The sequence below is a fragment of the Streptomyces cavernae genome (genome assembly GCF_004023625.1).
GTDB lineage: Bacteria > Actinomycetota > Actinomycetes > Streptomycetales > Streptomycetaceae > Streptomyces > Streptomyces cavernae.
Window position 1 is genome coordinate 1 of the sequence record NZ_RPDJ01000002.1, and the last position, 25,545, is coordinate 25,545.

20 protein-coding genes and 4 pseudogenes are annotated in these 25,545 nt (G+C 70.6%); 14 read left to right on the forward strand and 10 right to left on the reverse strand.

Translation table 11 applies throughout. From position 1 onward, the window contains the following. Positions 1 to 1,085: FG-GAP repeat domain-containing protein (locus EF387_RS12540; protein ID WP_162467126.1), on the forward strand; the 1,085-nt coding region annotated here is incomplete at its 5' end. Between the two features lie 59 nt (positions 1,086 to 1,144). Here EF387_RS12540 and EF387_RS12545 read toward each other — a convergent pair. Continuing rightward, positions 1,145 to 1,564: pseudogene (locus EF387_RS12545) on the reverse strand (transposase); the annotation flags it as partial. A gap of 1,050 nt (positions 1,565 to 2,614) precedes the next feature. Continuing rightward, entirely contained in the window at positions 2,615 to 3,133 is a 519-nt protein-coding gene (locus EF387_RS12550; RefSeq protein WP_128376625.1) for an HAD domain-containing protein, read from the reverse strand. A gap of 676 nt (positions 3,134 to 3,809) precedes the next feature. Here EF387_RS12550 and EF387_RS12560 point away from each other — a divergent pair. Both EF387_RS12560 and EF387_RS12565 read left to right on the forward strand, forming a co-directional pair. After that, positions 3,810 to 4,286 (forward strand): annotated as a pseudogene (locus EF387_RS12560) (transposase); the annotation flags it as partial. 112 nt (positions 4,287 to 4,398) lie between these two features. Beyond that, positions 4,399 to 5,292: a LysR family transcriptional regulator gene (locus EF387_RS12565; RefSeq protein ID WP_128376626.1), complete on the forward strand. Its 894-nt coding sequence runs from the start codon at positions 4,399 to 4,401 to the stop codon at positions 5,290 to 5,292. 215 nt (positions 5,293 to 5,507) lie between these two features. Here EF387_RS12565 and EF387_RS49980 read toward each other — a convergent pair whose 3' ends face one another. Beyond that, the gene (locus tag EF387_RS49980) at positions 5,508 to 5,684 is read right to left on the reverse strand and encodes a hypothetical protein (protein WP_202918227.1); all 177 of its coding nucleotides are present in this window, start codon (positions 5,682 to 5,684) and stop codon (positions 5,508 to 5,510) included. 68 nt (positions 5,685 to 5,752) lie between these two features. On the opposite strand from EF387_RS49980, the pseudogene EF387_RS12575 reads away from it, so the two are divergent. From EF387_RS12575 to EF387_RS12590, 5 genes and pseudogenes are all read left to right on the forward strand, one after another. Continuing rightward, positions 5,753 to 6,443: pseudogene (locus tag EF387_RS12575) on the forward strand (IS5 family transposase); the annotation flags it as partial. 222 nt (positions 6,444 to 6,665) lie between these two features. Continuing rightward, a pseudogene (locus tag EF387_RS49985) lies at positions 6,666 to 6,812 on the forward strand (hypothetical protein); the annotation flags it as partial. 37 nt (positions 6,813 to 6,849) lie between these two features. Then, positions 6,850 to 7,365, forward strand: a complete 516-nt coding sequence (locus EF387_RS47435; protein ID WP_202918228.1) for an IS630 family transposase — start codon at positions 6,850 to 6,852, stop codon at positions 7,363 to 7,365. Beyond that, complete coding sequence (locus EF387_RS47440; protein WP_202918229.1) at positions 7,362 to 7,586, forward strand: hypothetical protein; 225 nt, start codon at positions 7,362 to 7,364, stop codon at positions 7,584 to 7,586. The genes EF387_RS47435 and EF387_RS47440 overlap by 4 nt, the downstream gene beginning before the upstream one ends. Positions 7,587 to 7,913: 327 nt before the next feature. Continuing rightward, the gene (locus tag EF387_RS12590) at positions 7,914 to 8,240 is read left to right on the forward strand and encodes a GYD domain-containing protein (protein ID WP_128376629.1); all 327 of its coding nucleotides are present in this window, start codon (positions 7,914 to 7,916) and stop codon (positions 8,238 to 8,240) included. A gap of 324 nt (positions 8,241 to 8,564) precedes the next feature. Here EF387_RS12590 and EF387_RS49990 read toward each other — a convergent pair whose 3' ends face one another. Then, positions 8,565 to 8,981, reverse strand: coding sequence for a DUF6602 domain-containing protein (locus tag EF387_RS49990; protein WP_420802566.1), 417 nt, complete (start codon positions 8,979 to 8,981; stop codon positions 8,565 to 8,567). Between the two features lie 368 nt (positions 8,982 to 9,349). Between EF387_RS49990 and ettA the strand changes: the two genes are divergently transcribed. Genes ettA through EF387_RS12605 form a run of 3 tightly spaced genes read left to right on the forward strand, consistent with a single transcriptional unit; the run spans position 9,350 to position 12,272 of the window. After that, entirely contained in the window at positions 9,350 to 11,014 is a 1,665-nt protein-coding gene (gene ettA, locus EF387_RS12595; RefSeq protein ID WP_128376630.1) for an energy-dependent translational throttle protein EttA, read from the forward strand. Between the two features lie 2 nt (positions 11,015 to 11,016). Further along, positions 11,017 to 11,478 carry an acyl-CoA thioesterase gene (locus tag EF387_RS12600; protein WP_128376631.1) on the forward strand — a complete coding sequence of 154 codons (462 nt, stop codon included), beginning with the start codon at positions 11,017 to 11,019 and terminating at the stop codon, positions 11,476 to 11,478. Then, on the forward strand, positions 11,475 to 12,272 hold the full coding sequence (locus EF387_RS12605) for a DUF8185 domain-containing protein (protein ID WP_238431485.1): 798 nt from the start codon (positions 11,475 to 11,477) through the stop codon (positions 12,270 to 12,272). Before EF387_RS12600 ends, EF387_RS12605 begins: the two co-directional genes overlap by 4 nt. 141 nt (positions 12,273 to 12,413) lie before the next feature. On the opposite strand, the gene EF387_RS12610 is transcribed toward EF387_RS12605, so the two are convergent. Together EF387_RS12610 and EF387_RS12615 are read right to left on the reverse strand one after the other, a co-directional pair. Further along, complete coding sequence (locus tag EF387_RS12610) at positions 12,414 to 13,151, reverse strand: DUF1963 domain-containing protein (protein WP_128376632.1); 738 nt, start codon at positions 13,149 to 13,151, stop codon at positions 12,414 to 12,416. A 227-nt stretch (positions 13,152 to 13,378) separates the two neighbouring features. Beyond that, a complete protein-coding gene (locus tag EF387_RS12615) occupies positions 13,379 to 13,645 on the reverse strand; it encodes a hypothetical protein (RefSeq protein ID WP_128376633.1) in 267 nt (88 codons plus the stop codon). On the opposite strand from EF387_RS12615, the gene EF387_RS12620 reads away from it, so the two are divergent. Beyond that, on the forward strand, positions 13,620 to 14,039 hold the full coding sequence (locus tag EF387_RS12620; RefSeq protein ID WP_128376634.1) for a hypothetical protein: 420 nt from the start codon (positions 13,620 to 13,622) through the stop codon (positions 14,037 to 14,039). The two genes, EF387_RS12615 and EF387_RS12620, sit on opposite strands and share 26 nt — an antisense overlap. A gap of 246 nt (positions 14,040 to 14,285) precedes the next feature. Here EF387_RS12620 and EF387_RS12625 read toward each other — a convergent pair whose 3' ends face one another. The 3 genes from EF387_RS12625 to EF387_RS12640 form a co-directional block, all read right to left on the reverse strand. Beyond that, the gene (locus tag EF387_RS12625) at positions 14,286 to 15,290 is read right to left on the reverse strand and encodes an ABC transporter ATP-binding protein (protein WP_128376635.1); all 1,005 of its coding nucleotides are present in this window, start codon (positions 15,288 to 15,290) and stop codon (positions 14,286 to 14,288) included. A 100-nt stretch (positions 15,291 to 15,390) separates the two neighbouring features. Then, positions 15,391 to 18,114, reverse strand: a complete 2,724-nt coding sequence (locus tag EF387_RS12630) for an FtsX-like permease family protein (protein WP_420802567.1) — start codon at positions 18,112 to 18,114, stop codon at positions 15,391 to 15,393. A gap of 862 nt (positions 18,115 to 18,976) precedes the next feature. Beyond that, positions 18,977 to 22,360, reverse strand: a complete 3,384-nt coding sequence (locus EF387_RS12640; RefSeq protein WP_128376636.1) for an ABC transporter permease — start codon at positions 22,358 to 22,360, stop codon at positions 18,977 to 18,979. A gap of 372 nt (positions 22,361 to 22,732) precedes the next feature. Here EF387_RS12640 and EF387_RS12645 point away from each other — a divergent pair, with 372 nt between their 5' ends. Both EF387_RS12645 and EF387_RS12650 read left to right on the forward strand, forming a co-directional pair. Then, positions 22,733 to 23,137 carry a globin gene (locus tag EF387_RS12645; RefSeq protein ID WP_128376637.1) on the forward strand — a complete coding sequence of 135 codons (405 nt, stop codon included), beginning with the start codon at positions 22,733 to 22,735 and terminating at the stop codon, positions 23,135 to 23,137. 207 nt (positions 23,138 to 23,344) lie between these two features. Beyond that, complete coding sequence (locus EF387_RS12650; RefSeq protein ID WP_128376638.1) at positions 23,345 to 24,316, forward strand: methyltransferase domain-containing protein; 972 nt, start codon at positions 23,345 to 23,347, stop codon at positions 24,314 to 24,316. 69 nt (positions 24,317 to 24,385) lie between these two features. On the opposite strand, the gene EF387_RS12655 is transcribed toward EF387_RS12650, so the two are convergent. After that, entirely contained in the window at positions 24,386 to 25,417 is a 1,032-nt protein-coding gene (locus tag EF387_RS12655; RefSeq protein WP_128376639.1) for an FHA domain-containing protein, read from the reverse strand. Positions 25,418 to 25,545: the final 128 nt, after the last annotated feature.

Genomic DNA, 25,545 nt, shown 5'->3' on the forward strand with positions numbered 1-25,545 from the left:
TCAACGGCACCACCGAACTCGTCGCCATCAACTCCCGCTCCTGGCAGGGGGGATGCCTCGGCAACGATCCCGCCGAAACCCGCACCGGCGCCATCGACACCCGTGTCGACGACCTGGGCAGCTGGGTGGCCTCCACCGTTGCCGTCCCCCGCGTCACCGACCACACCGGTGACGGCAGGTCCGACGTCGCGTACCTGTACAACTCCGGGACCAACGCCGACGGCACCAACCGCACGGCCCTGTGGCTGCAGACCTCCACCGGCAGCGGCTTCAATGGGCTAGCGAAATCGTGGGACTCCGCCACTGATTCCTGGAACTGGAACCTCAGCAAGACGGTGTCCGGCGACTTCAACGGTGACGGCCTCGCCGACGTGGGCGTCCTCTACAAGTACGCCAACACCTCCGACGGACGTGGCCACACCGCGCTGTGGACCTTCACGTCCACCGGTACCGGATTCCACGCACCGGTAAAGGTGTGGGACTCCGGCACCGGCTCTTGGAGCTGGGACAGTTCTGCCCCGGTGTCCGGCGACTTCAATGGTGACGGCCTCGCCGACGTGGGCGTCCTCTACAAGTACGCCAACACCTCCGACGGACGTGGCCACACCGCGCTGTGGACCTTCACCTCCACCGGTACCGGCATCAGCGCGCCGGTCAGAAAGTGGGATTCCGGCGACGGTTCGTGGACCTGGGACAACTCCGCGCTGGTGGCGGGTGACTTCAACGGTGACGGCAAGTCCGACGTTGGCGTGCTGTACAAGTACGCCAACACCTCCGACGGACGTGGCCACACCGCGCTGTGGACCTTCACCTCCACCGGTACCGGCATCAGCGCGCCGGTCAGAAAGTGGGATTCCGGCGACGGTTCGTGGACCTGGGACAACTCCGCGCTGGTGGCGGGTGACTTCAACGGTGACGGCAAGTCCGACGTTGGCGTGCTGTACAAGTACGCCAACACCTCCGACGGACGTGGCCACACCGCGCTGTGGACCTTCACCTCCACCGGTACCGGCATCAGCGCACCGGTCAGAAAGTGGGATTCCGGCACCGGCTCCTGGACCTGGGACCGGACTAAGGTCGCCTGATCTCAGGTAGAGGTACTGGTCAAGTCCATGGGTCATGTCCCTTGGCGTGGTGTAGCTGATCATTCGGCGGTGCCGGGCAGGCAGGTGGTGTCGTCTGGATAGAGGCTGTCCATGCTCTCGATGGAGAGGTAGCGGCGGGGGAAGGCGATCCATTCGTCGTGCTCGACGAGGACGGCGGTGGCCAGGCGGGTGACGGCAGCGGTGTTCGGGAAGACCTGGACGACGTCGGAGCGTCGCTTGATCTCCCGGTTCAGCCGCTCCAGAGGGCTCGTCGACTGCATCTTCTTCCAGTGCTGGTGAGGGAAGTCCGCAAACGCGGTCAGGTCCTCCTTCGCGTCGAGGAGCATGTCTTTGACCTTGGGGAATTGTTCGCCGAGCATGTCCGCGACGGTGTCGAGGTGGGCCCGGACCGCTTCTGCGGTGGGCTGGGCGAAGAGAGCGCGGATGGTCGCAGCGATCATCTCCGCGGCTCCCTTCGGGAACGTCACTAGGCCTAGGGCATCGCCAGCCGGAAGCGCAAGGGCCGCAACGGCGGGCACGCGCCAGCCTCCACTGCAAGCGGCGCGACACCGTCGAACGCTGCATCCCCGCCGGTCGAAGGCGCATCGAAGGCCGGTCGATGAGACGCCGAGGGCGGGAAGAGGAGCAGGTCAACCGACGTGCGTCACTCGACCCGCCAAGCGCCTTCCAAGCGCTTGGCCGCAGGTTCGAGTCCTGCCGGGGGCGCCCAGTCTCCGCCCTCCTTCGGGAGGGCGTTTTTACTGTTCAGAGCGGGTACCGCTGGCCGCGACGAATCCCCAGCCCTCTCTTGACGATCAAGGCAGGACTTCCGGGGCTGTCCGGCTCGTGGGCGGCCGACGGAAGGCGGCGTGCGCCCGCCGGCGGCCCAGCCGCCCTCGCCGACGAGGTGCACTGAATCGTTGGGCGACGTCTTGATCGGCGGAGGCTTGGGGGCAGCTTTGGGGGCTGTCTTCGGATTGACGGCTTTGGGGGAGCGTTACAGGCAGCGTCGTCTCCAACGCCTGGGCCTGTGGAGCGCGCCTTCCAGCGATCGTCCTGGAGGGGTCTAGGAGACTCCGGAGCCGTTTCAGTACAGCAGCGAACTACCCACCGAATACGCCGACCTCGGTGGCCGCTACTTCATCGAGTGCACCGGCCGGGCCCGGCAGGCGCGGCGCCTCGTCAGCCAGCTCAAACAACTCGGCTACCACGTGATCAGTTTCCGTCTCATTCGACGCCGTTCACCGTCGTTCAGACGAGCCCCGGAGCCGCTCCCGCCGTGATGGCCGACCGACCATGAACACAGGTGAACGCCCCCACACCCAGCCCATCACCAATCAACGCAGTTGAAAGCGTGTTGGCATTGGAGTTGGGCCACGGCACGCGGAGGACGGCGACGCGTGATCGACTTGGATGTGGAGACCATCATCGCCAGCGGTATAGCCGTCCTGGGGACGCTGCTGGGTTCGAGGATCACCCTGGCGTTCCAGCAGCGCACCGCCGACAGGAGCCACCAGCTAAATCGGTGCTCACTTGGGCGCGAGGGCACGAAGCCAACCGGCGAGTGCGGAGAAGTCGGCGTCTTCCAGGCCTTTAGCCGGGTCTACGTGATGGAGCAGCGACGGTCCAGGGTGGCTGGCGGCGACCCACTGACGATCCATCGCACTGATCTCGTCGTCGACCCAGATAAACGGCTGGCCATTGGCCCGCTCGACAAGGGGGCGGGTCTTCCAGTGCAGGCCGCGCGGGCCTTCTTCAGCGCAGACGTCCGGCCACTCCACGACGGGCAGCTTCGGCAGTCCGATGCGTGGGGCGACAGTCTCGTTCGCCTCCTCCATCCAGGTCGAGGCCCATATGAGGTGGCAGCCCAGAGCCATGAGGCGTGCCCCGACGCCCGGGTCAAGCCGCGTCAGCAGCGGGTTCCCCTGATTGACAGGCGTCGAGGCGTGGGCCGTAGAGGCCTGTGGGTGAACGGACGACGACCCGAACGGGATGAGTGGACCGTCGACGTCGAGGAAGAGGAGGGGGCGCTCCGCCGCGCTTGTCATGGCGGCACGATAGCCCGGCGCTCAGACCTGCTGAGCTGAGTGGCAGCACATTGGCGCTGCGGCAGCGACAAAATGACTGGGCCGGGGGCGGTCGGTCCGAGAGGCGGAACTGAATCATCGTCAGCTGGGCGAGTTTGCGATCTCTGGTCTGTCAGATGAGGGTAAATCGGTATGCAGATTGAAGGAGGGGCGTATATCGGCTCATCCTTGGCGCCATGAGTCTTGTCTTCGCCTCCTCCGACGTGCCCGCCATGGGCGGCTACGCGCACGACCCTCGAGCGGCTGCGGGGTGCACCGACCTTCGACCAGGTCGCCGGGCGGATCGGGGCGATGCTCCAGGACAGGGCCCTGGTCGCTCACAACGCCCAGTTCGACTACGACTTCGTGGCCCACGAGTTCGCGCGTGCGCGGATGTGGCTGCCGGTGTCGCAGCGGCTGTCCCTTCGACGAGGAGTCGGCACCGCCGAAGGGAACCGTCGATCAGGCCCTCGCCGGCCGTCGTGCGGAAGCCGACCAGTGGCTTGCGGCCTCGCAGTACGGCCATGGCGACAGGCTGTCTCCGGCCCGGAGCGCCGAAGGAGCAGCACCGGTGGGGACCCGTGTCCTGTGCGGTGAGGCGGATGTCGACCCCGTACGGGGAAAGTGGAGCTGGATCGTGCCGGACGGCCTGTGGGAGATGGCCGAGCCGCTGATCCCGGAGCAACAAGCACGGCCGCAGGGCGGCGGAACGGCGAACACCCGGATGAGACGCTGTTCGCGGCCATCGTCTACGTGCTGGTCAGCGGATGCGCCTGGCGGTCCCTGCCATCGTGCTTCGGTGTCTCGAAGTCAACGGCCCACCGTCGTTTTCTGATCTGGTCCAGAGCTGGGGTGTGGGCCGGCTGCACGAAGCCGTGCTGACTCGGCTCGACGACGCGCGCCTGATCGATGTTTCCCGGGGGATCCTCGACTCCGCCCAGGTCCGGGCTCAAAGGGGCGCGAACACACGGGTCCGAGCCCCGTGGGCCGGGGCGGCCCGGATGCCGGGATGCACGTCCTGCGGGACGCGGAGGGACTGCCCCTGGTCGTCGGTGTCTCAGCCGCCGACACACACACCGGCGAGGGTCTGCACCCCATGGCGGTGGGTGAGGAGTGGCGCCTCGACCGACGCCGGTCCTGGCGAGAGCCCTCGCAGTGGCGATTGATTGAGCCCGATACCGAATTGGCGTTACTTTGAGACGACTGGTGGATAACTGAGTAGGGCGGGCCGAGCCCGAGGAGTCGTCGTGGAGCTGCGTCATCTCACGGCCTTCGTCGCCGTGGCCGAGGAACTGCACTTCGGCCGGGCGGCCAAGCGGCTGCACATGGCCCAGCCGCCGCTCAGTCAGCAGATCCGCCAGCTGGAGAAGGAACTGGGCGTCCAGCTCTTCGAGCGCAGTACTCGGTCCGTGCGGCTCACCAGTGCGGGGGAGTCCTTCCTCGCACCGGTGCGCAAGGTGCTGGACGATCTGGACATCGCCGTACGGGTGGCCAAGTCCGCCGGGCGCGGTGAATTCGGACGGGTGAGCGTGGGGTTCGCCGGAGCCTCCAGCCACTCGGCCATTCCCCGGCTCGCCCGGGCCGTGCGGGCGGCGCATCCAGGGATCGAGCTCGTCATGCACGGCCAGACCTACGCCAACCGTGCCCTCGACCTGGTGGTGGACGGCTCGCTCGACCTCGGCTTCGTCCGGCTGCCGGTGACGCAGCCGCTCGTCGACACGCGGGTCATCTACGAGGAGGAGCTGGTCTGCGCGCTGCCCGCGGACCACCGCCTGGCGGGAGAGAAACGGATCGACGTCGCCGATCTGGCGGGCGAGCCGTTCGTCAGCTTCCCCGCGAACGCGGGCTCGAGTCTGCGGGACGCCATGATCGACGTCTGCGAGGCGGCGGGGCACTATCCGCGCGTGGTGCAGGAGGCGCCGGACTCGTACACGATCCTGGCCATGGTGGCGACGGGGGTCGGCGTTACCCTCACGCTGTCCTCCGTGATGCACATCCAGCAGCCGGATCTGGTCTACCGGCCACTGCTGGGCGAGCCCATCGTCCTGCGAACCGCTCTGGCCTGGCGCAGGGACAACCCGTCGGCCGCGCTGCGCAGTGTGCTCGCGGTGTCCGAAGCGGTGCTGCCATCGCCGCGGTGATCGAGTCCGCAAGAACCCGTGCGGCGAGTTCGGCGGCGGCGGGGTCGGCCGACATACGGGCGCCGAGTGGGCCGGGCCGACACGCGGGGGCCGAGTGGGCCGGCCGACACGCGGGGGCCGAGTGGGCCATCCGACACGCAACCCCGCCGTGTGCACAGCGGGGTTGTCGCGTTTCTCGATGCGGACCGTCTCCTTTGTCCGGTGCGGACCGTCCCTCAGCCCATGAAGACCTGCTGCAGCAGATAGATGTTGATCCCGGAGATCAGCAGCGCCGCCACCCACCCCAGGAACGTGGTCACCGGCCGGTTCACCAGATCCCCCATCAGGTCTCTCCGGCGGCTGATCAGAACGAGCGGGATCAGGGCGAACGGGATGCCGAACGAGAGCACCACCTGGGAGAGCAGGCTTAGTCGAGGCTTAGTCGCCGTTTCCTTTGGCTTGATCGTTCGTTGAGCGGTGCATGACGGGTCTGATTGAGCGGTTGGTGCCGGATGAGTTATGGACGCTGTTCCGGCGGGTGGTGCCGCCGACGGAGGTCATACGTCCGCAGGGCGGCGGCCGACGGCGGGCGGGTGACCGCGAATGCCTGGCGGCGATCATCTTCGTAGCGACCTCGGGTTGTACTTGGCGGCAGTTGCCCCCGGTGTTCGGCCCGGCCTGGCCCACGGTCTACCGGCGCTTCGCGCAGTGGAGCCGGGACCGGGTCTGGGCCAGGCTCCACAGAGTCGTCCTCGACGAGCTCGGCGCCCGCGGCGAGCTGGACTGGTCGCGGTGCGCGATCGACTCCGTCAGCCTCAGGGCCGCAAAAGGGGGCCCCGACCGGACCGAATCCGACCGACCGCGGCAAGAGCGGATCGAAAATCCACCTGATCACGGACCGGAACGGTCTGCCCCTGTCGTTGGGCATCTCCGGCGCCAACCTGCACGACAGCCTTGGCCTGAAGCCACTGGTACGCGGGATACCGCCGATCCGCTCCCGGCGCGGCCCGCGTCGCCGGCGACCGGCCAAGCTCCACGCCGACAAGGGATACGACTACGACCACCTGCGCCGATGCCTCCGCAAGCGGGGCATCCGTCATCGCATCGCCCGCAAAGGCATCGAGTCCTCGCAGCGGCTGGGCCGCCACCGTTGGGTCGCCGAGCGGACAGTGTGTGGCCAGCAGGTGGTCGTTCTCGGTGGTGGCCTGCTTGCGGCCGGGGACGGTGAGTCCGGCCTCGCGCAGCGCGGTCCGTGTGTGGAAGCGCCCGTACCAGGTCACCGGCACCGGCCACACGTCGTCGTGCGCGATCATCGACAGCACACGAAGCCCGTTTCGGGATCGTCGAAGTACCCCACGGTGTCCGCCAGCCAGTTCGGTTCGACGAACTACGAAGTGATCGTCATCGACAACAACACCACGGACGAAAGCCTCTGGCGGCCCGTGGAAGAGCATTGCGCCCGGCTGGGACCGCGTTTCCGGTTCCTGCACGTGGAGGGGATTACCGGCGCGAAGGCCGGCGCGCTGAACTGGGCACGGCCCCACATCGACCCTCGCGCGGAAGTGGTGGGCGTGGTCGATGCCGACTACAGGCTGGCGCCGGTCATGTCGAACAGTTCTGAAGCCGCACCGCTCGGGCACCTTCAAGATCTCGAAAGACCCGGCGTTCGCGGAGAAGGTCGCCGATGTCGTCGGTTTGTACCTGGCCCCGCCCGGTGGCGCCGTGGTGCTGTCGATCGACGAGAAGACGCAGGTGCAGGCCCTGGACCGGACCCAGCCAGTGCTGCCGGTGACTTTCGCGGCCACCGAGAAGCGCACCCACGACTATGTGCGGCACGGCACCACGAGCCTGTTCGCCGCGCTGAACGTCGCGACCGGTGAAGTGCTGGGCGAGTGCAGGCCGAACCGGAACGGCGCGACCTTCCTGGCGTTCCTGAAGAAGGCCGTCAAGCCACATACAGGGAAGGAAATCCATATCGTCCTGGACAACCTCTCCACGCACACCACTCCGGACGTGAAGGCGTGGCTGGCGAAGAACCCGCCCGTCCACTTCCACTTCACCCCCGTCGGGTCCCCGTCGGGTCCTCGTGGTTGAACCAGATCGAGATCTGGTTCGGGATCATCACCCGGCAGTCCATCCGCCGCGGCACGTTCGCGAGCGTCAACGTCCTGGTCAAACAGATCCGCGACTACATCGACTCCTGGAACGAGAACGCGAAACCCTTCACCTGGACCGCCACCACCGACGAGATCCTCGCCAAGGTCCGACTCGTCCAGACCGGCGTGAAGAAACTCGTCAATAACAACACGAAGTAACGCAATCAGGATCACGAGACACTAGCGCGTCTGTTGCAGGGCGCGGGGCCGAAACATCAAGAGGCCAGGTCAAAGTACAGAGGTGTTCCAGCTGCGGGCTCTGGGCGCGGTCCCATGCATTCCCCCAGCTCAGCGCCCAAACCGCCCGCAAATGATCGCAGCTTCCCAAGCTGAGGGCTTCGATGCTGTAGCCCTGGGGCGGTTGGGTCGCTCACCGGCAGTGGCCATGCCGGTCATCATCCCGGCCGTTCGGGGGATACGCGGGCGGCCTCAGAGACGTATCCCACCCTGCGGGGGCATCCCTTGCTGGGACGAAAGGGAGACATGATGCCGCTCTATCTATCGAGGTTCAGCTACACGCCGGAGACCTGGGCGAGACTCATCGGCCACCCAGAGGACCGTGCGAAGGCCGCTCAGTCGTACATCGAGTCCGTTGGCGGCAAGCTCCACGGCTTTTGGTACGCGTTCGGCGCCCGCGACGGTTACAACCTGTGGGAGGCCCCTGACAACGTCTCCATGGCTGCGGTCGCCCTGGCGATCAGCGGCGGCGGCGCACTCAGCTCGTTCGAGACGACCGTTCTCCTGACCGTCGACGAAACCATGGATGCCCTGCGCAAAGCCGGGCAAGTCCAGTACCGGGCTCCCGGCGCGTAGCGGTCCAGACGGCTGGCGGCTGCTGGGTTCAGGCATCGAGACGACAGCGAGGTACAGCAACCGTCCGCGTCCAGTAGTGGTCGACCTCCGTAGAGCAACAGATCAGAAGGCTCTGACATCTACAGCTGACATCAACGACACCGGACGGGGGCGTACACCAGCAACCCTGTCCGGCCGTCGTATCAGTCGCCGACAGCGTCCGAAGCGAGCGTGGATCGAACTCCTGGGTTCGCGATGCAGAGTAGGTCCAGGCTCTCTCGTGGGTGTTTCGCGTAAATGTTGTCCATATCCATGCAGAGGGCTTGCACGTTAGCCTTCTGGTGCTCACCCTTCCATGAATGAATGTGCGAGAAGTCCGACAGGGAAAGGTGAGGAGATTTCCTCTCGTGGACTGCCTATCCGTGGCTTGATCCCTCTTCGGATTCTGGCTACGCGATCAAAACCGTCTCGGATGCCGTCCTTGTTGAGTGTGAGTTTAACGCTAAAAGCGGCCGCGACACCGCTTGCCAGTACTTCTTCCCGGACGCGCAAGGCTTGCGGGTAACTGGGCTGGAAAATGATCAGATTCGTTTCGGATGTGTCATTTCCTTCCTCGGGGATGATGTATTTTCTTGTGGCCACCTCGTATGTTGGCGGTAGCCATTCGCTGAGAATTCTTGCCCAAGTTCCTTCTCCGCCGTGTCCAGCTCGTTGCGGATCTGAGCGGGCTGCAGCGTGAAGCCGGGTGTACTCGCGCTGTATGTCTTGTTCGACGGCTCGGAGTCACCTGTGATGAACGGCGCTCGTCTCGGGAGGGTTGGGCTGCGAAGCTCGCTCAGTCATGGCGTCATGCTGACGCTTCTCTGTGAGCCCGTACAGCTCTCTGGCCGCTCGGTCCTGAGGGGAGGGCGTCATCTCGCGAACGATCGTTCCTGGGCCGTCCATGGGCCGTACGAAGCCGCCCGAGGCTGACCACCGACGACCGACAGCGACAGACGAGCCACCGCCCCCAGCAGCGAAACCCCAGGTCACAGCCCCGCCACCAAACGGGTTTCCCCCCACGGGTGGCGGTCGGGCAAGATGGGGTGTATCTGCCCACTGCCTGATTCCAAGCTGCCGGACGGTTTCTCTTGGCTGAGTTCATTTACACCATGCGCAAGGCGCGTAAGGCGCACGGCGACAAGGTGATCCTCGACGACGTGACGACCAGCTTCTACCCGGGAGCGAAGATCGGCGTCGTCGGCCCGAACGGCGCCGGCAAGTCGACGATCCTCAAGATCATGGCGGGGCTGGAGCAGCCGTCGAACGGTGACGCCTTCCTCACGCCCGGGTACAGCGTCGGCATCCTCCTCCAGGAGCCCCCGCTGAACGAGGAGAAGACCGTCCTGGAGAACGTCCAGGAGGGTGTCGCCGAGATCAAGGGCAAGCTCGACCGGTTCAACGAGATCGCCGAGCAGATGGCCACCGACTACTCCGATGCGCTGCTCGAGGAGATGGGCAAGCTGCAGGAGGAGCTCGACCACGCGGAGGCCTGGGACCTCGACGCCCAGCTGGAGCAGGCGATGGACGCGCTGGGCTGCCCGCCCGGCGACTGGGCCGTCACCAACCTCTCCGGTGGTGAGAAGCGCCGCGTCGCGCTCTGCAAGCTCCTGCTGGAGCAGCCCGACCTGCTGCTGCTCGACGAGCCCACCAACCACCTCGACGCCGAGTCCGTGAACTGGCTGGAGCAGCACCTCGCCAAGTACTCGGGCACCGTCGTGGCCGTCACCCACGACCGCTACTTCCTCGACAACGTGGCCCAGTGGATCTGCGAGGTCGACCGCGGCCGTCTCTACCCGTACGAGGGCAACTACTCCAAGTACCTGGAGACCAAGGCCGCCCGCCTGAAGGTCGAGGGCCAGAAGGACGCCAAGCGGCAGAAGCGCCTCAAGGAAGAGCTGGAGTGGGTGCGCTCCAACGCCAAGGGGCGGCAGGCCAAGTCCAAGGCGCGTCTCGCCCGCTATGAGGAGATGGCGGCCGAGGCCGAGAAGATGCGGAAGCTGGACTTCGAGGAGATCCAGATCCCGCCGGGCCCGCGCCTGGGCAACGTCGTCGTCGAGGTCAACAACCTCGGCAAGGCGTTCGGCGAGAAGGTCCTCATCGACGACCTCAGCTTCACCCTCCCGCGCAACGGCATCGTGGGCATCATCGGTCCGAACGGCGCCGGCAAGACGACGCTGTTCAAGATGATCCAGGGGCTCGAGCAGCCGGACTCCGGCAGCATCAAGGTCGGCGACACCGTCAAGATCTCGTACGTGGACCAGAGCCGCGAGAACATCGACCCCAAGAAGACCCTGTGGGCCGTCGTCTCCGACGAGCTGGACTACATCAACGTGGGCCAGGTGGAGATGCCGTCGCGGGCGTACGTCTCCGCGTTCGGTTTCAAGGGCCCGGACCAGCAGAAGCCGGCCGGTGTGCTCTCCGGCGGTGAGCGCAACCGCCTGAACCTCGCGCTCACCCTCAAGCAGGGCGGCAACCTGCTGCTCCTCGACGAGCCGACCAACGACCTGGACGTCGAGACCCTCTCCAGCCTCGAGAACGCGCTCCTCGAGTTCCCGGGCTGCGCCGTCGTCGTCTCCCACGACCGGTGGTTCCTCGACCGCGTGGCGACGCACATCCTCGCGTACGAGGGCGAATCCAAGTGGTTCTGGTTCGAGGGCAACTTCGAGTCGTACGAGAAGAACAAGGTCGAGCGGCTCGGCCCGGACGCCGCCCGTCCGCACCGCGCCACCTACAAGAAGCTGACCCGGGGCTGATCTTGCGGCACGTCTACCGCTGTCCGCTGCGCTGGGCGGACATGGATGCGTACGGTCACATCAACAATGTGGTCTTCCTCCGCTATCTCGAGGAGGCGCGCATCGACTTCCTCTTCCGCCCGGAGAAGGACTTCCAGCAGGGGTCCGTGGTGGAGCGCCACGAGATCGTCTACAAGCAGCAGCTCGTCCACCGGCACACGCCGGTGGACATCGAGCTGTGGGTCACCGAGATCCGCGCCGCCTGGTTCACCGTCGCCTACGAGGTCAAGGACGGCGACACCGTCTACGCCACGGCGTCCACGCGGATCGTGCCGTACGACTTCGAGGCCCGGCGTCCGCGCCGGATCACCGCGGAGGAGCGCGCCTTCCTCCGGGAGTACACGGACGACGGCGACACCGACGGCACCGACGACCGGGCCGGCGGCAGGAACGAGGGCGACAGGGACGAGGCCGTCGCGGCATGAGCGGCGTCAGCGGGACCGGCGGGGCCGGCGGGACGAACGGCACCAGTGGGGCCGGCGGCACCAGTGGCACCAATGGCGGGCTCGGCACGAGTGGGGTGCAGGGCACGACCGTTCTGCACCTCGCCGACCCGGGTGAGGCGGCGGACCTCGCCGCCTTCCTCGGCCGGCTGCTCCACTACGACCGGGCGGCGGCGGTACGGATACAGGCGTCCGGGACCGCCCTGGCGGTGTTCGGCCGGCCCCCGTCGTTCGAGGTCCTCGCCGTCCGCACCGCACGCCTCGCCAAGCCCTACGAGAACGGCCTCGACGTCTCGCTCGACGTGACGGTCTCCGCGGGCGACCTCCTGGAGTCCGTGGACGAACCGGCCGCCACGGTCGGTGTGCCCGGCACCATCACCGGGCCGCCGTGGACCGGCGTGCTGCCGCCGCGCGGCGGCTGGCAGGGCGAGCCGGGACTGCCCGCGCCGGACGCGGTCCGCGCCATGGTGGCCGCGGCCGTCGGCGAATTCCGCACCCGCACCGAAGAGTTGGCGCCCGAGCGGCGCACCCGGGCGGAACTCGACCGGATCGGACGGGAGATCTGGTCCCGTCCCGTCGCGGACACCGGCCTGCCGATCCGGGCCGCCCACGCGGCCCAGTCACTGGGCTTCCTCCGCCCCGCCCGCGCGGGCGCGCCCGACGAGAGTCCGCTCGCGCTGTTCTCCTCGGGCGCATGGCTCAGACTGCGCACGCCGTACGGATCGATCGCCGTCCGCAGGGCGGGACTCGGGGCACTGGACGTCAGCGTCCGGTGAGCCAGTGCCCGGCAGGCAACGCTCGCCCCGTCGCGACGCCCGGCACGTGCTCTCGCCGCACCGGCCGAAAGCACAAGGGCCGAGGGCGCGGGTGGAGCCGAGCCGTGCGGCCTCCGCGAGGGTGTGTGCCTCGCCTGAGGCTCACACCATGTCGAAGCAGGCCCGGGCCCGGGTGAAGCGGCCGTCGGCCAGGTCGTCCCGGCGAATCACCCAGTAGACGATGCCCAGTTCGTATTCGGTCAGATCCTCTCCCCCGATTTCCGCGAGGAGTACCCAGTCGCCCGGGCCGTGGTCGTGCTCCGTGATGGGATCCGCGTTCCAGACCCAGGGGTAGCCGCCCATCTGCACCGGTGCGTCGCTCTGCATCTCGCCGCAGGTCTTCCACCACACCGAGCCCAGCTCGCTGCCGTGCGGGAACTCCTCGGTGTCCGAGCCGCGGTTGGGCAGCGAGGGCTCGATCGTCAGATGTAGATCTCGCGCCGGGTGGATCTGCGGCGACCACTCGCCGCCCGGACCGCGTTCGGAGACGGGCGTGCCGGCCGGGACGTAGACGAGCCGGGACCAGTCGTCGTCGCTCCACGGGTCCTCCGTGTCCGCGAAGAAGAGCAGCGTGCCGTCCTTCGGCAGCGGGAGGTCCGTCGCACCCGGTGGGATGGCCGCGAGGTTGACCGAGGCGAGGAACGGCAGGTCCGGAACGGGCTCGTCAGCGGGCAACGGCGGCAGCCCGCCGAGCCGTCCGGCCACCGGACCGTCGCACGGCGCCTGACCAGCGGGCCTCAGCATCGCGCAGAGACGGACGGTGCCGAGCCACCGCTCTACCTCGTCCTCCGGTAAACCACGGCTGCGGGCTTCGTCGCGGAACGGCTCCATCGATCTCATTTCCAGAGTATGTCAGGGGTGATCATGACCATTGCCAAGATGAAGTGAACCGGTCGCGGGCCTGTCGGCCGACGCCGCCCCGCCCCGGTCACGGACGGCGGCCCGACCGGATGTCCTGCCACCGACGAGACGTGGCAATGCCTCCGGCCGGGCCCCTGGCCGCCGGTCAGCACGCCCTGTCCGACAGGGTGTGCCCACCACGACCAAGTCGTACGACGCGACAGGCCTCAGCCGATGTTGAAGTCGAGGTTCGTCACGTACCAGGAGTTCTCGATCCTGCTGGACTCGATCTTGATGTCCAGCTGGTCCTGTGTCACCCCGGTGGAATGGGGCAGGACGATCTTGTCGAGGGCCTGGCCGTCGACGTTGATCTTGTCCGCGGGGACCGTGACCTTCTCACCGGCGGCGGGGGCCTGCGTGACCTCCACCTTCGGGTCGTCCGAAGGCGGGTCGGGGGTGAACGACTCCTTGAACTGTCCGAGCGTCTCCTCCATCCGCTTCCGCTCGGCCTATGTGGCCCACACTGTCCGCACCAACACCGAACGCTTCGCGCCATCGATCGACCTGCTCCTCTCGTCCGCGGCGAGCGACGAGAAGGCACGCGAGGTATGGGACTACGTCATCGCGCAGTACCGTCAGGCGCTCCGGGGCGCCGCGCAGCACTTGGTCGCGATCGGTGCCGTCGCTCCGCATCTGGACATCGACGCCGTAGCAGATCGCCTGTGGCTCTGCTTCGGACTGCGGGCATGGCGAGCCCTCGTGGTGGACTGTCACTGGAGCTACGACGCCGCCGAGCGCTTGCTCATCCGCCAGGCGATCACCCTGCTCGAGGACCCCGAGCCGCCAAGAGACGTCGATACGGCCCAAGCGCCTGGCGCGCGCCCCTGAGGGCCGTCGCAGCGCTCCTCCCCGGCCCCACCGCCCGAGCCTCGGCCGCTCGGGCAGTCGCTCCCGGGCGCCCGCAGGGCAGACGCTCACGCTCACGCCCTCCGACGAGGCCGTACGCCACCGGCCGGTACGGAGAGATGACAGGACCCCAGACAGCTACCTCGCCGGGCCTCCACCTGCGTGCCTTGATGGTCTGCATCAAAGACCTCACTCGGACCACCGATTGATCACGACTCGATACGTGCCCTAGTCGGCTCCGCTCCGCTCCGACGTTCCGGACGGCGTGCTGTCGTCCGGCCACACGCCGATGTGGTCGGACTCCAGCTCCAGGGCCACCCGGTCCCGCATGTCCAGGGCCCGGGTGTAGTCCGCGGGGAGCTGGAGGCGGCCGGCACGGTCGAGCATGGCGTACTCGCGGGCCACCACCGCCTCCTGGCCGGTGGCCTCGTCCACCTCTGTCCGCCGCAGCACCTCCGTGGAGGTGCGGCCGTCGCGGATGGCGACCGTGCGGCGGACCTCCCCGGCGACCGTCTGGTCATGGGTGACGATCACGATCGTGGTGCCGAGGGTTTCGTTGGCCGTGCGGAACGCGGCGAAGATGTCCTCCGCGGTGTGGGAGTCGAGCTCGCCGGTGGGTTCGTCGGCGAGGAGGACCGCGGGGGCGTTGGCGAGGGCCACGGCGATCGCCACGCGCTGCTGCTGCCCGCCGGACATCTGATCGGGGCGGCGGCCACGGCAGTCGGCCACCCCGAGCAGTTCCAGCAGCTCCAGCGCGCGCGTGCCGCGGGCCCGCCGGACCCGCTTTCCGGTGAACCAGCCCTGTCCGCCGCGCAGTTGCATGGGCAGGACGACGTTCTGGGCGGCCGTCAGGTAGGGGAGCAGGTTGCGGGCCGTCTGCTGCCACACGAACCCGACCGTCTCCCGGCGGTAGCGCAGGCGGTCCTTGGCGGTCATCGTCAGCAGGTCCGCGCCCGCGACGCGGGCGGAGCCCGCGGTGGGGGTGTCCAGTCCGGCGAGGATGTTCATCAGGGTGGACTTGCCGCTGCCCGACGCGCCGACCAGCGCCATCAACTCGCCCTCACGCACGAGCAGGTCCAGGCCCTGGAGCGCCTGTACCTCCACTCCCTCGGTGGAGAAGACCCTGACCACCCGGTCGCAGGTGATCAGCGCGTCGTGGCCGTAGGCCGGCTGGTCGCGGCGGGCGGCCGCACGCCGGGCGAGCTCGTCGAACGTCGGGTTCTGGATGGTCATCGGCCGTCCTCCCTGCCGGGACTTGACTCTCCGTGGGTGTCTGCGGCGGGCATAGTGCAAGGACCCCTTAGGGCCCTCATCAGAAGGGCCCTGGGCGCGGTCACCGGCCGTCCCCCGCCCTGAGCTCCCGCACCGAACCCCGCCGCCCCGTCCACCACGCCTGGATCACCGCCGCACCCACGGCGAGCGCGAGCACCAACAGCGCGGGCACCAGCAACGACATCGGTTCCGCCCGGAGTTGGCCGCCGACCGCACCCTCCGGCGGCGACGCGAGGGCGACGGCCGTCAGGTCGATACCGGGGGACAGCAGCCGGATCGCGGCCCAGCCCGTCAGCGCCCCGCCCGCCGCCGCCAGCAGCGCGCCCGGCAGCGACTCCAGGATCAGCAGCTGCCGGCCCTGACCGCGGGTCAGGCCCATGGTGCGCAGCCGGGCGAGCAGGGCGGACCGTTCCGGGGCAGCGCGGACCAGGGACAACAGCAGGGCCAGCGCGGCATAGCCCGCTCCGGCCGCCACCGCCACCGCGTAGACGCGCTCGGCGCCGGACTGCATCGGCGAATCGACGTACCGCGCCCGGTCCTCCGAACGCAGCCGTACGTCGACACCTCCGGCCCCGGCCCCGGCGGCCGTGGCGCGCAGTTCGGCCCCGCTCAGGCCGCTGCCGGTCAGCAGCAGGGTGGTCGGACGGAAGGGGGTCCCGAGTCCCGCCCGGTCCACGACCAGGAAGTCCGTGCCGAGGACCGCGGGCGTCGACTCCCTGACGAGGGCGATGCGCACGGTGACCCGTCGGCCGTCCGCCAGCCGGACGGGGAAGGGCCGGGTGCCGTACCGCCCGGCGACGGCGGGCGAGGCCAGCGCGCGCAGCGCCGAGGTGCCGCCCGCGGCGCCCGCGGCGCCTCCACGGGTCAGGGAGGCCGCCGGGAACGCGCCCATCCCGGCGCGCCCCGCCAGCCGTGCGTACCCGCCCGGCTCCACGCCCACCAGCGGAATCGTCTGGGCCTCGTCCCCGTGCTCGGGCTTCGCCAAGTAGTCGACGCGGACCGGGCTGACCTCCTCCACCCCGTCCAGTCGTCGCAGCCGGGGTGCGAGAGAGGCGGGGAGGGGCTCCATGGACTCCACTCGGGCGTCCGCGCCCGTCGCCAGCAGGGCCGCACGGTCCCGGACGTCCGCGACCCCGGAGAGCACCGAACCGCCGAACGCGGCCGTGGTCAGCGCGGTCAGCAGTGCCAGCAGGGGCAGGACGGCCGCGGCGGAGGTACGCCCCGCCCTGGCCAGCGACAGATGCGGGAGCGCACCACGCAGCCGGCCCGCGGGATGGGCCAGCCAGCGCAGCGGCAGCGGGTAGAGGCGGGCCAGCAGCAGCGCGGCGATGATCCCGGTCAGCACCGGTGCCAGCGCTGTCAGTTCGCCGCCGTCCGGGCCGCGCTGCCGCAGCAAGAGCACCGCCCCCGACGCCAGCGCCAGCACCGTCAGCTCGGCGACCGTGCGGCGCCGGGAGGGCCGCAGCGACGCCAGGTCGTCACGCGGCCCGTGCACCCGTACGACCCGGTGGGCGGCCCAGGCCCGCAGAGGAAGCGCCACGCAGGCCGACACGGTGACCACGGCGGCGGCGCCCAGCGCGTACGAGGTGCGGCCCTCCGGCACGGCGAGCAGGGCGACCGCCAGACCCAGCGCGCCCGCGGGCACCGCGACCACCGCCGTCTCGGCCAGCAGCCGGCCCATGACCCCGCGCAGGGAACCGCCCCGGGCGCGCAGCAGCGCGAGTTCACCGCGGCGGCGGTCGGCGGCGAGGCCGCCCGCCATCAGCAGGACGACGGCCGCGACCGTCCCGGTGCCGAAGGCGGCGACGGCGACGAGCGGCGCGATACCGGACCGCAGCTCCTCGAAGGAACGCAGGATGTCGTCGAGTCCGGTGCTCGCCTCGGTCTGCGCGGCGGTGATCGACCCCAGCGCCAGCTGGGTGGGACCTGCCTCCAGCGAGGCGATGGCGGCGGTCAGCCCGGGCAGCGCACGGGCGGTGAGGGCCGCGGGGTCCGGAGCGAGCTGCCAGTACCGCCCGGACTCCCCGGGGGTGCCGAGCAGCGCGGGGGCGGCGTCGGGGGCGAGGAGCAGGGCGCCGCGCCAGTACCGGTCCGCGTCCGCGCCGCCATCGGGCGGCCGGATCAACGACGGCCGGACCAGCAGGGGCTGGGCCGACCAGTAGGTGCCGGCCGGGCGCTTCGGGACGACGATCCCGGTGACGCGTACGGCGAGCGCGTCGCGGTGCAGGGCCGGGAGGTGGATCACCGAGCCCACCTTGATCCGCAGGGTGCGCGCGGTCTCCACCGTGACGGTGGCCTCGACCTCGGGCGTCGTGGCGGTCACCGTGCCGGACGCCCGCGGCAGCCGGCCGGTGCGCAGCCGCGCGTGGTCGGCGAGCCCGTGCTGAGCGACGAGCGCGAACTCCGCGGGCAGTCCGCTGGGGCGCGGCAGCCAGAGGTCGGCAGCCTGCAGAGGGACCCCGGTGCGCACGCCGTAGGTGGACTGGTCCCGGTCGAACGCCAGTGGGCGTTCGACGGCGGTCAGGACCTGCCGGTAGGTGTCCCGCAGCGCGTCCGGCCGCAGTTGATCCTCTGCGTTCGGCTGGGGGAACTGGGGGTCGGGCCGCTCGGCGAAGATCTGCAGCGCGGAGTTGCCGGGTTCGGCGTCGGTGACGGCACGCCGCAGACCGCGGTCCTCGTAGGAGTCGACCGCACGCGGGAAGACGGCGGCGAGACAGGAGGTAAGCGCGACCAGAAGTGCGAGGGCCCAGGCGGCACCGGGGGCGGCACGCAGCCGGGTGCGTATCCAGGGGGTGTCGGGGGTGTCGGGGGCTCCGGGTGCTCCGATGCCTTCGGGTCCGCCGGGTCCGCCGGGTCCACCGGGTCCGCCGGGTCCACCGGGTCCTCCGGGTCCTCCGGGTCCTCCGGCTCCTCCGGGGTTTCCGGGCCCCCCGGGTGCTCCGGGCCCGCCCGATGTTCCGGGGCCTCCGGGTCCCTCGGTGCCTTCGGGTCCGCCGGCTCCGGGTGCTCTATTGCCTCCCGGCCCGCCGGGGCCACCGGGTGTTCCGGGGCCTCCCGGCCCACCGGGGCCACCGCGTCTACTGGGTCCTCCGGGTCGACTGGGTCCTCCGGGTCGACTGGGTCCTCCGGGCCCACCGGATGCTTCGGTGCCTTCGGGTCCGCCGGCTCCGGGTGCTCTATTGCCTCCCGGCCCGCCGGGTCCACCGGGTGTTCCGGGGCCTCCCGGCCCACCGGGGCCACCGCGTCCACTGGGTCCTCCGGGTCGACTGGGTCCTCCGGGCCCACCGGATGCTTCGGTACCTTCGGGTCCACCGGCTCCGGGTGCTCTATTGCCTCCCGGCCTGCCGGGTCCACCGGGTGTTCCGGGTGTTCCGGAGTTTCCGGGTGCTTCGGGGCATTCGACTGCACCGGGGTTTCCGGGTGCTCCAGGGTTCCCGGGCCGACCGGGTCCACCGGGTCCACCGGGTGTTCCGGGTCCACCGGACCCACCGAGTGCTCCAGGGCCTCCGGCTGCACCGGACGTGCCCAGGTGTCCGCCGTCGGGTCCCCGCCTCCGCAGGCCCCTGTACGTGACTCTCCGGCCCGCCCCGCGTACCACCTCCGGCACCACCCTCCGCACTGACCTCCGCATCCCTTTCCGCACCGCCTCACTCACCGCCCGGTGCGCGCAGGGAGACCGTCGTGTCCACCCGCCGCAGCGACAGCACCGCCGTGATCAGCAGGGGCACGACGGCAACGGCCACCAGGAGCGGTGCCACCCGGGCGAGCGGGAGTTCGACGAGCACCTCGGGTTCGGGACGGGTGGCGCGCGAGGTCAGCACGACCAGCGGGATCACCGCCCGCGCCAGCACCGTGCCGAGCGCCACACCGACCAGCAGGGCCAGCCCCACCAGCACGCCCTGTTCGGCGGCGATCATGCGGACGAGCCGGCGGCGGGGCGTGCCGAGGGCCCGTAACACCGCGAACTCCGCGGCGCGTTCCCCCAGCGAACCCACCGTGCCGACCGCGAAGCCGACCGCCGCGAGGACCGCCGCCACGATCGCCGCGGCGGCGAACGCGGCCTCCGGGCCCGCCCCGAACGGATCGTCGCGCAGCCGGTCGGCGATCTCGTCGCGCACGACGACCTGCGCGCGGTCGACGTCCGGCCGGGCACGCAGGGCGGCCACGACATCGTCCGCGTGGCCCGGCTGAGTACGCAGCCACCACTCGGTGGGCGTGACGCCCACGCCGTAGCGTGCCGTCAGCACACGGTTGACGGTGCGCAGATCGACCAGCAGGCCGCCCCCGTCGGTGTCCGGTCCGGCGCTCTGGGCGCCGGAGCCGGCGGAGACGTTCGCGTTCGGGTCGCCGACCTCGGCGCCGGTCGTCGGCAGCGCCCGGACCTCGTCCACGATCCGCACCGGTACGTCCATCCCGCCGAAGGTCACGTCCACCCGCTGTCCCGGCCGGGCCCCGGACGAGCTCAGGAAACGCCCGGTGGCCACCGCCGTCACCTCCGGGACCTTGGGCCGGGCCGCCCGGACCCGCAGGGTGAGCGAGTGGGGTTGGGCGTAACCGTCGTACGCGATGACGAAGCCGGTGCCGTAGCCGACCGTCAGGGAGTCCGCGGTGGCGCTCTCCACCCGGGGACGGGTCGGACGGTTGGGGGACTCCGGCGGGGCGGAGGTGTCGGAGCTGCGGGAGAGGGCCTGCCACCGCCGGGGCAGCGGGACCCGCTCGTCGTCCGCCCGTAACTCCTCGAACACCAGCCGGTGCCGTTCCGCACGGTCCACCGGCAGTGGCAGATCCAGTTGCAGGGCGGTCAGCGCCAGCGGCCCGGAGTCCCGCACGGCGGGTGCCCCGGCGGTGCTGGTGAGATCGAGGGTGAGGTCGTGCGGGCGTCCGTCTGCGGGGAGCTCACCGACCTGGAAGAGGTACGGGATCCCGAACCGGTCCTCGAGGGTGACGGCGACATCGGCCGTGAGCTCGGAGCGGGGTGTGGCGAGGATACGGAGGGTGAGCCGCAACTTGCTCGTTCCGCCGGGGACTTGGGCACCCGCGGCGAGCGGTGTCGGCGCCTTCGCGCCGATCCTCGCCAGCAGCCGGTCCGCCGGCTCGTCCGCGAGGTCCTTCCGCAGCAGCAGCGCGTCCCTCGCCTGGGCGGTGTCCAGGGCCAGCACGGTGGCGGTCCGGCTGCCGGACAGCGGCAGCCCCGTACGGAACGCGGGCGCGACCTCCCGTACCCCCCGGAGCGTCGCCAGCGCCTCGGACTGGGCCGGCACGTCCGCGCCGTCACCGAGGACCCGGATCGGCGCGCCGGCCCGGAAGTCCGCCTGGTCGTCCTGCGAGCGGTTCCAGGAGGCGCCCTGGGCCACGGCCAGCATGCCCATCGCCACGGCGAGGACGAGCAGCAGCACCGGGCCCGCGCCGCGCATCGGGCGGCGGCTGAACTGCCAGCCCGCGAGGGCGAGGGCGATACCCCGGCCGGCCGCGGCACGGCGCTCGGCGAGACGGGCGACCGGCGGCAGCAGACGAAGCGTGAGGACCGTTCCGGCGAGCAGCGCCAGCGCGGGGGCCACGGCGAGCAGCGGGTCGACGCCGAGCGAACCGGCACCGGTCCCGTCCGCCGTGGCCGAACCGGTCGTGGAGCCGGTCGCCGGGGAGAGGGCGCCGCTCAGGGCGCCGTCCTGGCGCCCGAGCTGCCAGTACGCCACGGCCGCGATCACCAGCAGACCGATGTCGGCGCCCGCGCGGAGTGGAGCGGGCACGGCTCGGGGCCGTCCGGCGCGCTCGTCGTTCGCGGTGAGCGCGGGAACGGTGACGGCGAGGGCGCACCCCAGCGCGACGGCCACCGAGACGATCAGGACCGGGCCGCCGGCTGTCGGGGCGTCCAGCCGGAGCCCGATCCGGGACAGTGCGCCCTGTCCGGCCAGCACCCGGGTCAGCGGAGCCGCCAGCAGCGGTGCGCAGACCGCCGCGGGCGCCGCGAGCAGCAGCGCCTCCAGGGCCGCCAGCCCGGCGACCCGGGCCCGGGAACCGCCGCGGGCCCTGAGCAGTCGGCTCTCGCCCGCGCGTTCGGCGCTGAGCAGCCGGGCGACCAGCAGGAGCGCGTACCCGGCGAGCAGGATCAGCTGGAGCGCGACGATCAGCAGGGTGGAACGGGAGACGAACAGGGAGCGCTCGACGCGGTCGAGGACCTCGGGAAGGGAGGTGCGGACCGCGGTGGTGCCCGAGACGGCCTCCCCCCGCAGCCGTTCCGGACCGCCGAGGGAGGCCTCGCGCAGTGCGTCGATACGTCCGGTGGTGACCGAGGAGAAGTCGGCGGTGCCGATCCACGCGACCTGCGCCACCGCCACGGTCCCGGTGAAGACCTTCGCGTCGACGAGCAACGGACCGTACGTGGTGAAGTCGACCTTGTGCACCCCTCGCCCCCCCAGGTCGTCCAGCTGCCAGTACGGGGACGACGGCTGCGCCGGGCGGTACAGGCCGGTGATCCGGACGCGTACCGAGGGGCCGCGGAGACGGTCGGTGAGGGTGAGCCGGGTGCCGGGGCGGACGCCCAGCCGGTCGGCGGCCGAGACCGGCAGGGCCGCCTCGACCTCGCGGCCGGGAGCGGCGGCGCCCGCCGGGGGAGCGGGTGCGCGGCCGGTGGTGATCCGCACCTGGCCCCGGTCCAGGACCGCGAGCTGGGTCAGATCCGGGTCGCTCGACCGCGCGGACGGTGACTGCAGCTTCCGGGGCAGCGCGTACGGTCCCGACCGCACCAGGGTGCGTATCGCCACCGGCAGCCCGTCGAAGGTGCGGCGGGCTCCGGCCCGCACGGTCGCGTCGGCGGCGGCCCGCTCACTCGCCGGTGCGCTCGCCTTGACCACCAGCGCGGCCGCCGCCGCGTTGTCCGGCTCGCTCAGCGAGTGCCGCAGCGCCGCGTCACCGATCGCGCCCGAGTAGGCGGTGAGGGCCGTTAGGACCGAGGTGGTCAGCAGGACGGTGAGCAGCGCGGCAGCGAGCAGCAGCCGGTGCGCCCGCGCACGCAGCAGAACCAACCCCGTCACCTGGCCCCCGCCCCCCGTCCCCGTGATCCCGGGTTTCCCTGAAATGCTGTCAGAGACCAAGGACAGGGAGTAAGCGCTTGTGTAACTTCCTTGACCGGATCGTGACCGATTTCCGGAGAGTGCTGCCCGGAATGTGCGATACCGGCTTACCGTGGGCGCGTTGGGTGAACGACTGGAGTTCGCCACCGTAGGTGCGGATCGTCAGCGAGCTCACCGCGTTCACTGCGCCTCACCGCGTTCACCGTGCCTCACCGCGTTCACCGCGCTTCTCACCGAGCTCACCCCCGACCTGCGGGAGCGTGCGCCGCAGGCGGAGCCCGAGCCGGTCCTAGGCCTTGAGTCGTCCGCCGCTCCGTCTGAGACCATGGACCCGTGAATGAGATTCCGCACGGCACGCTTCAGGAGCAGTCCTTCTACGAGCAGGTCGGCGGCGAGGAGACCTTCCGGAAGCTGGTGCACCGCTTCTACGAGGGGGTCGCCGAGGACCCGCTGCTGCGGCCCATGTACCCGGAGGAGGACCTCGGCCCGGCCGAGGAGCGCCTCACGCTGTTCCTGATGCAGTACTGGGGCGGCCCGACGACGTACGGCGAACGCCGCGGCCACCCCCGGCTGCGCATGCGCCACGCACCCTTCCCGGTGGACCGAGCGGCGCACGACGCGTGGCTGAAGCACATGCGGGTGGCCGTGGACGAACTCGGACTGTCCGAGGAGCATGAGCGGACGCTGTGGAGCTACCTGACGTACGCGGCGGCGTCGATGGTCAACACCCCGGGCTGACAACCGCACCCCCGGAAACCCCGGAGCGCCCAAGGGGTCCTTGCACTATTGCCCGCCCGGGTCGCGCGGCCTGGCACCGCTCCCCCAAGCTCTCGGCTCCGCTCGAGCAGGGGGTAGTTCGCGGCGTCCCGGTGGACGCGGCGGTTCGTGCCGCCGCGAGGCGGCCCCCTGCTCGCCTCCCCGCCGTATTCGCAGCACAGTGGAGGCATGGGCGCGCACACGGCGGATGATGTGGGGGCGGAGGCGCGCGCCGCGCTGGTGGGGGAGATCGAGGCCGGCGGGGCCTGGGACAGTGATCCGGTCTGGCGTGAGGCCTTCGCGGCGGTTCCGCGTCATCTCTTCGTGCCGTACTACTTCGTGGGCGTGAGCGGCGGCTACGAGCGGCGCTGGGGTGAGCACCCCGACCCGCGGCAGCGCGCCAGGTGGCTCAGCGGCGCCTACGCCGACACTCCGCTCGCCACCCGGATGCGGGACGGCGAGCTGGTCTCCTCCAGCAGCCAGCCGTCGCTGATGGCGCAGATGCTCGCGGAACTGCGGGTGCGGGAGGGCGACCGGGTGCTGGAGATCGGTGCCGGGACGGGGTACAACGCGGCACTGCTCGCGCACCGGCTCGGCGACGACAACGTCACCACCGTCGACATCGACCCGGAGATCACCGAATCCGCGCGCCGGCATCTGGCCGCCGCCGGCTACCACCCCGCGGTCGTCACCGGTGACGGCACCCGCGGATGTCCCGAACGCGCCCCCTACGACCGGATCATCGCGACCTGCCGGCTCGCCTCGGTTCCGCGCCCCTGGCTCGCGCAGTGCCGTGCGGGCGCCCTGATCCTGGCGCCGCTGGCCACCGGGCTGATCGCGCTGCGGGTGCGGGACGCGGAGCACGCCGAGGGACACTTCCTGCACACGCCGGCGTACTTCGTGCCGCTGCGCGGCTGCGGGGACCGGCCGCTGCCCGACCCCGCCCACCTCCGTGGACTGCCCCGCCGGGCCGTCCACGACGAACTCTTCCGCTTCCTGCTGAACCTCACCGCGGGCGTCCTCGACCCGCGTGAGGCCCTCGCCGTCTGGCAGAGCGAGCGGCACCCCGCACGCGACCGCTTCGGGATCACCGTCAGCGCCGACCGCGCATGGGCGTGGCTGGACGATCCGCAGGGGCCGTACACCTGGCCCCTGCCCTGATCCTGCCCTGACCCTGCGGTGGTTCCGCGGTGGTTCCGCAGTGAGGGAGGGCGCCGCCTGCGGCGGGTGCTAGCCCCGGCGGATCGTGATCGTCGTCCACGCCCCCACGTGCACCCGGTCACCGTCCTGCAGCGGCACCGGAACGAACGGCTGGATCGGTTCTTCGCCGCCGTTGACCGTGGTGCCGTTGGTGGAGTTCTGGTCGACCACGGCCCAGGAGCCGTCCGGCTGCTGGACCAGGACCGCGTGCTGATGCGAGACGCCCGGGTCCTCCGGCGGGACGGACAGGTCGATGTCCGGGGACTCGCCCGTGGAATGGCGGCGGCGGCCGATGGTGATCTGGTTGCCGACGAGGGGTCGCTGCTGCTCCGGCGAGTACGCGGGCAGGTTGAGCCCCGTGGCCTCGGGCCCCGAGCGCTGCATCATCGCCATGAAGTAGTCACGGTCCGGGCCGATGGTCGCGGTCCAGGTGAGCGACTGCTGCTGCTGGGGATAGCCGGGCGGGGCCTGCCCCGACCCCTGCTGCGGGTAGCCGTAACCGCCGCCGGGGCCGCCGGCGGACGGCGGGGGGATCATCCAGTCGTCCTCGCCGAAGCCCTGCCCCGGGGCGGTCGGCTGCGGCTGGTGGGGCTGCTGCATCGGGCGCGAAGGGTCGCCGTAGCCCGACGGGTCGCCGTAGTGGCCGGGGATCGGCTCCGCGGGGCGGTTCACCTGGGAGGGCCGAGAGCCCTGGTAGTCGTAGCCGTCACCGCCCCCGTAGGACGGGCCGGGCTGCTGCTGGAAACGGTGCGCCGGATTCTGGCCGCCGGGGCCGGGCGGACGCTGTCCGGCCGGGGAGTACGAGGTCGCCGTGTTGGTCAGGAAGTTCCATCGGCACTCCTCGCAGAACGGCGCCCCGCCCTCGCGCGGGGTTCCGCACTGCGGGCACCGCTCGGCGCCCGGCATGCCGGACATGGGGGAGTGGCCGCCCGGTCCGGGCGGCGGATAACCGTAGCCGGCCCCGGGGGGCGGCGGGGGCGGAACGGCACCGGCCATGCGGTGACCGCACACCTCGCACCAGTCGTCGGAACCCGACTGGTGTCCGTTCGGGCAGGTCGGCATGTCGGCGCTTCCCCCTCTCCTTCTACCGGCCCGGGGGCCGGGGTTCTCCGGCCCCCTGAACGGGCCGGGCTCGCTGCTGTGTCACTCAACCGATACGTCGGAACGCTTCCCCGTGCTCCGACTATTTC

Bases quoted from the DNA above. Each gene is read 5' to 3' on its own strand.
- EF387_RS12605 (WP_238431485.1), top strand. From the start codon at position 11,475: ATGAGCGGCGTCAGCGGGACCGGCGGGGCCGGCGGGACGAACGGCACC.
- EF387_RS47435 (WP_202918228.1), top strand. From the start codon at position 6,850: ATGCCGACTACAGGCTGGCGCCGGTCATGTCGAACAGTTCTGAAGCCG.
- EF387_RS12550 (WP_128376625.1), bottom strand. From the start codon at position 3,133: ATGACAAGCGCGGCGGAGCGCCCCCTCCTCTTCCTCGACGTCGACGGT.
- EF387_RS12625 (WP_128376635.1), bottom strand. From the start codon at position 15,290: ATGACCATCCAGAACCCGACGTTCGACGAGCTCGCCCGGCGTGCGGCC.
- EF387_RS12610 (WP_128376632.1), bottom strand. From the start codon at position 13,151: ATGAGATCGATGGAGCCGTTCCGCGACGAAGCCCGCAGCCGTGGTTTA.
- EF387_RS12590 (WP_128376629.1), top strand. From the start codon at position 7,914: ATGCCGCTCTATCTATCGAGGTTCAGCTACACGCCGGAGACCTGGGCG.
- EF387_RS12655 (WP_128376639.1), bottom strand. From the start codon at position 25,417: ATGCCGACCTGCCCGAACGGACACCAGTCGGGTTCCGACGACTGGTGC.
- EF387_RS12615 (WP_128376633.1), bottom strand. From the start codon at position 13,645: ATGGAGGAGACGCTCGGACAGTTCAAGGAGTCGTTCACCCCCGACCCG.
- EF387_RS12650 (WP_128376638.1), top strand. From the start codon at position 23,345: ATGGGCGCGCACACGGCGGATGATGTGGGGGCGGAGGCGCGCGCCGCG.